This window comes from Parafrankia sp. Ea1.12 (assembly GCF_900465275.1).
Lineage (GTDB): Bacteria > Actinomycetota > Actinomycetes > Frankiales > Frankiaceae > Parafrankia > Parafrankia soli.
This window is the reverse complement of sequence record NZ_UBIZ01000273.1, coordinates 48,715-55,795: the sequence shown is the minus strand read 5'-3', so window position 1 is coordinate 55,795 and position 7,081 is coordinate 48,715. Positions and strand designations below refer to the sequence as shown.

Annotated in this window: 8 protein-coding genes; 3 read left to right on the top strand and 5 right to left on the bottom strand. The window is 66.9% G+C overall.

The window, feature by feature from the left end; all coding sequences use genetic code 11:
* Positions 1 to 133 precede the first annotated feature (133 nt).
* Together FMEAI12_RS13150 and FMEAI12_RS13145 are read right to left on the bottom strand one after the other, a co-directional pair.
* Positions 134 to 814: a response regulator transcription factor gene (locus FMEAI12_RS13150; RefSeq protein WP_165938705.1), complete on the bottom strand. Its 681-nt coding sequence runs from the start codon at positions 812 to 814 to the stop codon at positions 134 to 136.
* A 50-nt stretch (positions 815 to 864) separates the two neighbouring features.
* A complete protein-coding gene (locus FMEAI12_RS13145) occupies positions 865 to 2,151 on the bottom strand; it encodes a sensor histidine kinase (RefSeq protein ID WP_112106241.1) in 1,287 nt (428 codons plus the stop codon).
* A gap of 108 nt (positions 2,152 to 2,259) precedes the next feature.
* On the opposite strand from FMEAI12_RS13145, the gene FMEAI12_RS13140 reads away from it, so the two are divergent.
* Entirely contained in the window at positions 2,260 to 3,207 is a 948-nt protein-coding gene (locus FMEAI12_RS13140; protein WP_112106240.1) for an ABC transporter ATP-binding protein, read from the top strand.
* A gap of 1 nt (position 3,208) precedes the next feature.
* Positions 3,209 to 3,961, top strand: coding sequence for an ABC transporter permease (locus tag FMEAI12_RS13135; RefSeq protein ID WP_112106239.1), 753 nt, complete (start codon positions 3,209 to 3,211; stop codon positions 3,959 to 3,961).
* Positions 3,962 to 4,025: 64 nt separating this feature from the next.
* Here the strand turns inward: FMEAI12_RS13135 and FMEAI12_RS13130 are convergent, their stop codons facing one another.
* The gene (locus tag FMEAI12_RS13130; RefSeq protein ID WP_235013953.1) at positions 4,026 to 4,223 is read right to left on the bottom strand and encodes a hypothetical protein; all 198 of its coding nucleotides are present in this window, start codon (positions 4,221 to 4,223) and stop codon (positions 4,026 to 4,028) included.
* Here FMEAI12_RS13130 and FMEAI12_RS38090 point away from each other — a divergent pair.
* Positions 4,149 to 4,316, top strand: coding sequence for a hypothetical protein (locus FMEAI12_RS38090; protein WP_235013951.1), 168 nt, complete (start codon positions 4,149 to 4,151; stop codon positions 4,314 to 4,316). The two genes, FMEAI12_RS13130 and FMEAI12_RS38090, sit on opposite strands and share 75 nt — an antisense overlap.
* Positions 4,317 to 4,392: 76 nt before the next feature.
* Here the strand turns inward: FMEAI12_RS38090 and FMEAI12_RS13125 are convergent, their stop codons facing one another.
* Together FMEAI12_RS13125 and FMEAI12_RS13120 are read right to left on the bottom strand one after the other, a co-directional pair.
* Positions 4,393 to 5,154 (bottom strand): aminoglycoside adenylyltransferase domain-containing protein, encoded by a 762-nt coding sequence (locus tag FMEAI12_RS13125; protein ID WP_160144269.1) that lies wholly within the window; start codon positions 5,152 to 5,154, stop codon positions 4,393 to 4,395.
* Positions 5,155 to 5,394: 240 nt separating this feature from the next.
* Positions 5,395 to 6,954: an ABC transporter substrate-binding protein gene (locus FMEAI12_RS13120; protein ID WP_112106237.1), complete on the bottom strand. Its 1,560-nt coding sequence runs from the start codon at positions 6,952 to 6,954 to the stop codon at positions 5,395 to 5,397.
* Between the last annotated feature and the right edge of the window lie 127 nt (positions 6,955 to 7,081).

Genomic DNA, 7,081 nt, shown 5'->3' with positions numbered 1-7,081 from the left:
CGCGAACATCTCCGCCGCGAACCGTTCGATCACCGGCCGCACACGGCCCATCTCACCCAGTTCCATACCAACCACCGCCACACACACGAAGACGACAGTCAGTACAACCAATGACAGACCTAATCAAGTCCTACTAGGGCTTGCCGGCCTCCACGAAGCCGGACTCGTAGGCGATGATGACCGCCTGGGTGCGGTCACGTGCGCCGAGCTTGGCCAGCACGCTGCTCACGTGGGTCTTGACGGTCTGGGCACCGAGGTACAGCCGGTTGGCGATCTCGTTGTTGGACAGTCCCTCGCTGATCAGCCGGAGTACGTCGGCCTCCCGGTCGGTGAGCACGGCCCGTCGCATCGTCTCGTGGGCCTCCCGGTTCGGTCGCCTGCCTGCCATGTACCGGATCGCTTCGGGAAACAGCAGGCTCTCGCTGGAGACAATCGTGCGGACGGCCTGGACGATCTCCGCGGGCCGGGCTCGTTTGAGCAGGAACCCGTTGGCCCCGCTGCGGAGCGCTTCGTAGACGTAGTCGTCCAGTTCGAAGGTGGTGAGCACGAGGATCTTCGGGGGCTCGGCAACGTCTGCGAGGATCTCCCGGATGGCCGCCAGCCCGTCGACCCTCGGCATCCGAATGTCCATGATCACGACGTCCGGGCTCTTCTCCCGGATCAGTGGCACGACCTGTGAGCCGTCAGAGGCCTCTCCGACAACGTCGATCTCGCCACCTGACTCCAGGATGACCCGCAGCCCCACACGCACCAGTTCTTCGTCGTCGACGAGAAGGACTGAAACCGGCGCCGGGCCAGCCTGGGCGCGTTTCATGTTCGGGGTGTCGCGGACACAACCGGGATCTTCCCAGCGGCCGTCCGCTGTCACGACCGACCGTCCGCTGGGGCGGTGCCATTGTCGTAACTGGAACCGATCAGGTCGCGACGCACGGCCTGAACACCGGATCCCATGCCGAGGGGAAGCCGGGCTTCGACGATCCATCGGTCGTCCTGGGGCTTCGCGCTGAACTCGCCGCCGAGGAGGACGGCACGTTCCCTCGCTCCTCGCAGGCCTTTGCCGTCCTGCCGCGGTGGGCTGGCGGACCTGGCGGGCAGTGGGTTGGCGACACGCAGCTCCAGGCAGGCGTCGTCCACAGCGACGTCGATCGCCACCGTGCGGCCCGGCGCGTGCCGCAGTGCGTTGGTCACCGCCTCCTGCAGGATCCGGTAGGCCTCCCGCGACACGACCCCGGGGATGTCGTCGGTCCGTGGACTGACGTCGGCGAGGATCGGGGTTCCTGCGGTCCGTGCGCTGTCCAGCAGGGTGTCGAGCTCGGCCAGCGTGGGACGGGCCCGCGGTCCCACGGGGGCGTCGCGGAGGAGCCCCAGGGTCCGTTCGAGATCGTCCATGGCGCGCCGCCCGGTCTCCTCGATGACCGTCAGGGCACGGTGGACGAACGCGGGATCGGTGGTCGCGAGCTCTCTTGCCGCGCCTGCCTGCAGGATGGTCAGGGTGAGTGCATGGCCAATGGAGTCGTGCAGCTCCGCGGCGAGTCGGTTGCGTTCCAGGAGCTGCTCAGCCCGGTGCTCGACCTCCGCCAGCCGCTCGGCCGGAGACGGGCCGAGGAGGGCCCGGGCCGCTCGCACCTGAAGCGCGCCGGCCGCGACGATCGTCCACATCAGGGCAAGGATCAGGGGCGGCGCCAGAAGTGGCCCCAGGAGAAGGCGATCACTGTCCAGTACCCGGATTCCGGCGACCTGCAGTGGCCCCTGCCGGAAAGGGGCAAAACCGATCTGGACGGCGAGGGTGAACCCGTTGGCCGTCAGTGCCAGGACGGCAACTCCGAGCCAGACGCGGAAGGCCAGCCAAAGCCCGGTCCGCCGCCGATCGTACAGTGTACGCGAGGGCGCGAGGCTGATCTCGGCGCCATCCCGCGGTTTCAGGAGCCATCGCGCCTGGACACCCTCCGCGTGGCGGGTCCCGGGCACGATCGCGGCGAGCGCCAGCAACGGCAATGGGGAGATCAGGCAGAAAAGCAGGGTGCGTGGCAGGGATTCGTCGAAACCGGGTACCACCATGACACAGGTGCCAGCGAAGACCCCGCCCATGGCCAGATGCAGCCAACGCGTGTAGACAGCGGGCCGGAGCAGGGCAGCGACAAAGAGCGGCACTGCTCCATGATGCTCACCGCCGCCACCGGGCACCTCCCCCATGAGAGGGAGCGAAGTCAAGACCGCCAGGGGATCCGCTCGTAGCGTGCCATGGCGCTTACTACGACCATGACGACCAAGAAGGAACGACCGCCCCGGGTTCTCATCGACGTCCGGGATCTCACCAAACGCTACGGGCCGACCGTCGCCGTGGACCGGCTCAGATTTCGGGTCGAACCGGGTCGCGTGACCGGTTTCCTCGGTCCCAACGGGGCGGGCAAGTCGACCACCATGCGGATGATGCTCGGGCTCGACCGGCCGACGGGCGGCGAGGTGCTCATCAGCGGCCAGCCATACGCGCAGATCGGGGAGCCGTTGCGGCACGTCGGTGCGCTCCTCGATCCGTCCGCCGTGCATCCAGGGCGGCGGGCTCGTGACCAGCTACTGGTCCTGGCCAGGAGCAACAGGATCCCGGACGCACGGGTGGACGAGATGCTCGACCGGGTGGGCCTGGCCGCCGCGGCCAGACGTCGGATCGGCGGATTCTCCCTGGGGATGCGCCAGCGGCTCGGGCTCGCGGCCGCACTGCTCGGTGATCCTCGAGTGGTCATCCTGGACGAGCCGCTCAACGGCCTCGACCCCGAAGGCATCCAGTGGGTCAGGAGCCTGCTCAAGGAGCTCGCCGAGGATGGGCGGGTGGTCCTGGCCTCCAGCCATCTCATGAACGAGATGGCGGTGACCGCCGACCATCTGATCGTGATCGGCAGGGGCCGTCTGCTGGCCGACGTCAGCATGACCGAGTTCAGCGCCCGGTACGGCCGCGGCCGGGTACGGCTGCGCACGCCAAGACCCGAACAGCTGGGCAAGGCCCTGGCCGCCGAGGGGTTCGTCCTGACACCGACGAACAGCGGAACGTGGGAGATACCTGACGCCCAGCCGGACCAGATCGGCGCGGTCGCCGCACGCGAAGGCGTGCCACTTCAGGAGCTTGCGCTGCACAGCGACTCCCTGGAGGAGGCGTTCCTGCGCATGACCGCGCACTCCACCGAGTTCGCCGCCGCCGGACGGGCGCTCTGACATGACCTTGCAACCGGTGCTGTACTCGGAATGGACCAAAATCAGGTCCCTCCGATCCCTCGTCTGGTCGCTGGCACTGGCCGCCGTCATGCTCGTCGGCTTCGGTGCCCTCGCGTGCGGGGCCTACGGCGACGCAGAGGCCGCCGAAGCGGACTACGATCCGCTGGCGGTGGGTTTCTGGAGCCTGAACTTCGCCCAGATCGCGCTGGCTGTCTTCGCGATGCTGTCCCTCGGGGGCGAATACGAGAAGGGCACGATCACCACCTCGCTCACCGCCGTTCCCCAGCGAACCCGCTTCTACCTGGGCAAGCTCCTGACCACTGCGGGCCTGTCACTGGCCGTTGCTCTCCCCGCTGCGCCGCTGACGTTCTTCCTGACCCAGGGTCTGCTGGGCGAGCACGGGGTGTCCCTCGGCGATCCCGGCGCGGTGCGCGGCGTGATTTCTCTGATCCTCTACTTTCCGCTGCTGACCCTCCTGTGCATGGGCCTCGCCGCGATGACCCGTTCCGTGGCCGCGACATTGGGCCTGTTCCTGCCGTTCCTGTTCCTGCTGTCCCCGTTGAGCATGGAGGTTCCCAGCCTCTGGAACATCACCCAGTTCCTGCCAGACCGGGCCGGACAGTACGCGATCATGAACCTCCAGTCGGACCCCGACGTCTTCTATAACCCATGGCTGGGCCTGATAATCATGACTTTCTGGGCGACAGCTGCGGTCTTCGGCGGCTGGCATGCGCTGCGCAGCCGTGACGCGTGACCACCGGAGCGGACGACGCCCGTGTCCGGGAGCATGGGCCGACGGCGCCTCCTCCCGATCCTCGTCACTTTTCCGTAACTGACGAGCTGTAGAGCCGGGAGAGGATGCCATCCATGCTCCGGGCCGTGGAGCGCCGGACTTCGTCGAGGATGTCCACGTAGACGTCCGCCGTGGTGGCCAGCCGGGTGTGCCGCAGCAGGGCGCGAATCTCGTTCAGGTCAACACCGGCGGAGAACAGCAGCGACGCCGCGGTGTGGCGCAGGTCGTGAACGCGGGTGTGCGGGATTTCCGTCGTATCCGCGTTGCCGCTGATCTCGACACGAGCGCGGTTGCCAGCAACTCTGAGTATGTCTAGCTGCTCCAGTTGGAGCCCGTTTGCGGGCTAGGCACAAGATGATCTTGCGGGGCACCGACCACCCAAACGAGTCATTTTAGGCAGGTCCTGTGGTCGTGTTCAGAGCGGCGGTGACGGCAGCGCGCGTTCGCATGTCGAGCTCATCGGCGGCACGAGAATTGACGGCACCGTAGTTGCGGCGACTCGACAGGGCCTCGGATACCACGGTGAGATCCGGATGGTGAGCGGTGACCCAGCGGGCTCCCTGCCGCTTTGAGCCCCAGATTTCGGTTTCGGCATACCGCCAGCTCCGACACGCATTGAGAACACGGTTGGGAGTCGCCGGCTCACTGGCATCGTGCCACGACAGAGAGTCGAGGATTGCGGATAGCTGCCAGGTTCGAGGGATCCCTGTCAGCAGGTCCGCCGGCGACGGTCCGTACAGGGCCCGACCGAGGTCTCGACCAATCGCCAGGTCGAGCAGGAACCAGTGGCTCGACTCGGTAGACGGGTCGGTCGAAACGTGGCGAGCGATGTCAGAACCCGTATTGAGGTTGAGCTGGAAACGAGGATGGCGATCCGGTGGTGCGACATCCCGGACGTCGTAGCACACGAACTCGAGGCGGCGGGCCGGGCACGGCAGCGCCGTATGGTCGAGCTCCTCGATGAGCCGCGCCCGCTGGGCCGGTTCGAGGGTGCCATCGATGACTGCCTGAACGTCAAGGTCGCTGGGCCCCGGGTCGTAGTCGCCGTAGGACCCCGAGCCGAACAGGTAGACAGCGACCAACCGGTCGACGAGTAGCTTGCGAAGCAAGGCAACGAGGAGGCGCAGGTAGCGGACCTCCCGCTCAGGCAGCACAGCATCCCACCCATCATGATGTTGGCCAACGGAATCCAGCAACCGGCTGTCGGGAAACCGGAAGGCCGTCCAACGACCGTGCCATGGGCGTTACATCGACCACAGCCAGTCATCGAAACGGCTCCACGAGAGCAGTCGGCTGTCCATATCTGCCCTGAAAGACGACGAATCACCCGCTTGGCCGGTAAAGCCGCCCGGCGAAAGGGACAACTCCGCGGACGGCCATCACGGGAGGCTCTGTTAGTGCTGGATCCAGAGTTCCTCGGGCTGAAGTGAACCGAGGCCGTACTGTACGAGTCCGCCGACGTTCTTGCTCGAGAAGGCGCTGGGTGCCGCCTGCGAGAGGAAGACCACCGGAGTCAGCTCGGCCAGCCGTTCCTGCAGAGTGGCGTAGGCGGATTTGCGTTCGGCCTCCGATGTCGCGGTGCGCGCGGTCGCGAGGCTTTCGTTGAGTGCCGGGTCGTCGATGCCGGGCAGGTTCGCAGCCGAGCTCCCGTGGAAGGTCGTCCACAGCCGCGGTTCGGGGTCCTGGAAGAAGGCCGACGAGACGAGCACGTCGAAGTCGTGGGTGGTGCGCAGCGCGGCCAGCTCCGTGACCTCGATGGTCCTGATCTTGACGGTGACGTTCTTGAAGCTGCTGAGCTGGGCCTGGATGTTCTCCGCGATCGCCTTGCCGTCCGTCGTGGGGACGCTGGAGAAGACGAAGGACAGCGGTTTGCCGTCGGCGGCCAGCTCGTCGAGGAGCCGTTGCGCCCGTGCGCGGTCCGTTGTCGCCAGCGGCGTGTCCGAGTAGTAGGGAGAGTCCTTGCTGAACAGGGTGTCGACGGGCTCACCGGTCCCGCTGTAGACAGCCTGGTTGAGTGCGTCCCTGTCGATTGCCGCGGCGAGGGCCTGGCGGGCGCGGACGTCGTCGAAGGGTGCCCTGCGTGTGTTCAGCCCCATGAAGATGCCGCCGCCGGTCGGTACGAGGTTCGTCGGCAGGCCGGCCTGCTCGGCTTTGTCGAGGTTGACCCAGCTCGACTCGACGGCCGCGTCCGCGCCCCCGGTGAGCACCGTGTTGTAGCGCTGGCTGCTGTCGAGGGCCGCGCGGAGGGTGAGGCGGTCGAGGTAGGGCTTGGGGGCGTCCCAGTAGCGGGGGTTCTTGACCAGTTCCATGGCGGCCTGGCGTGTCCAGCTCCGCAGGGTGAACGGCCCGGCGCCGATCGGGTTCGCGTCGAAGGCCTGCGGCCCCTTCTCCAGGGCGGTCGGCGAGGCGATCCAGTTCATGGACGAGGTGAGGACGGCTTGGGCGTACTTCGGCACCGGTGTGGCCATGGTGATCTTCAAGGTGGTGTCGTCGACCACGTCGGATGAGGCGATCATCGACGCCTCCGACCGGGAGATGGCGGCGGTGGCCGGGTTCTTGAGCCTGTCCCAGTTGAACTTCACGGCTTCGGCGTCCAGTGGGGTTCCGTCGGAGAACACCAGACCCGACCGCAGTTTCAGCTCGAATGTCGCCCCGGCGTCGGTGGTCTGGAAGGACTCGGCCATCGAGTACCGTATTTTGCCGCCCGGGTCGGTCATCAGCGTCCCGTACAGCGCGTTGCCCACGACACCGGTGGTTGCGTAGGCGTTGCCGAGAGCCGCCGGGTCGAGACTGCGCGGATCGCTGAGGGTGAGAATTCTTCCCTCGCCACCGGCAACCGGTTCGCCGGAGGCACCCGAGGACGGGCCGGTGTCGCCGCCTCCCCCGCAGGCGCCCAGGGCGAGCGTTGCGCAACAGACGGCAGCGGTGACGAGTAATCGTACTTTGGGGATCACAACGGACCTCTTGTCAACGTTCGAGACAGATGAAAAGGGACGGAACCAAAAGACCTGGGCGAGCGCGGGTCCGGGCGAACGGCAGTGACATGAGGTGTTCGGACGGAAGGCCGGCTGGTAGCCAGAA

What these genes read in the sequence shown, in the direction of transcription:
- FMEAI12_RS13150 (WP_165938705.1), bottom strand. Translation starts at nt 814, where the DNA reads ATGAAACGCGCCCAGGCTGGCCCGGCGCCGGTTTCAGTCCTTCTCGTC.
- FMEAI12_RS13135 (WP_112106239.1), top strand. Translation starts at nt 3,209, where the DNA reads ATGACCTTGCAACCGGTGCTGTACTCGGAATGGACCAAAATCAGGTCC.
- FMEAI12_RS13140 (WP_112106240.1), top strand. Translation starts at nt 2,260, where the DNA reads ATGACGACCAAGAAGGAACGACCGCCCCGGGTTCTCATCGACGTCCGG.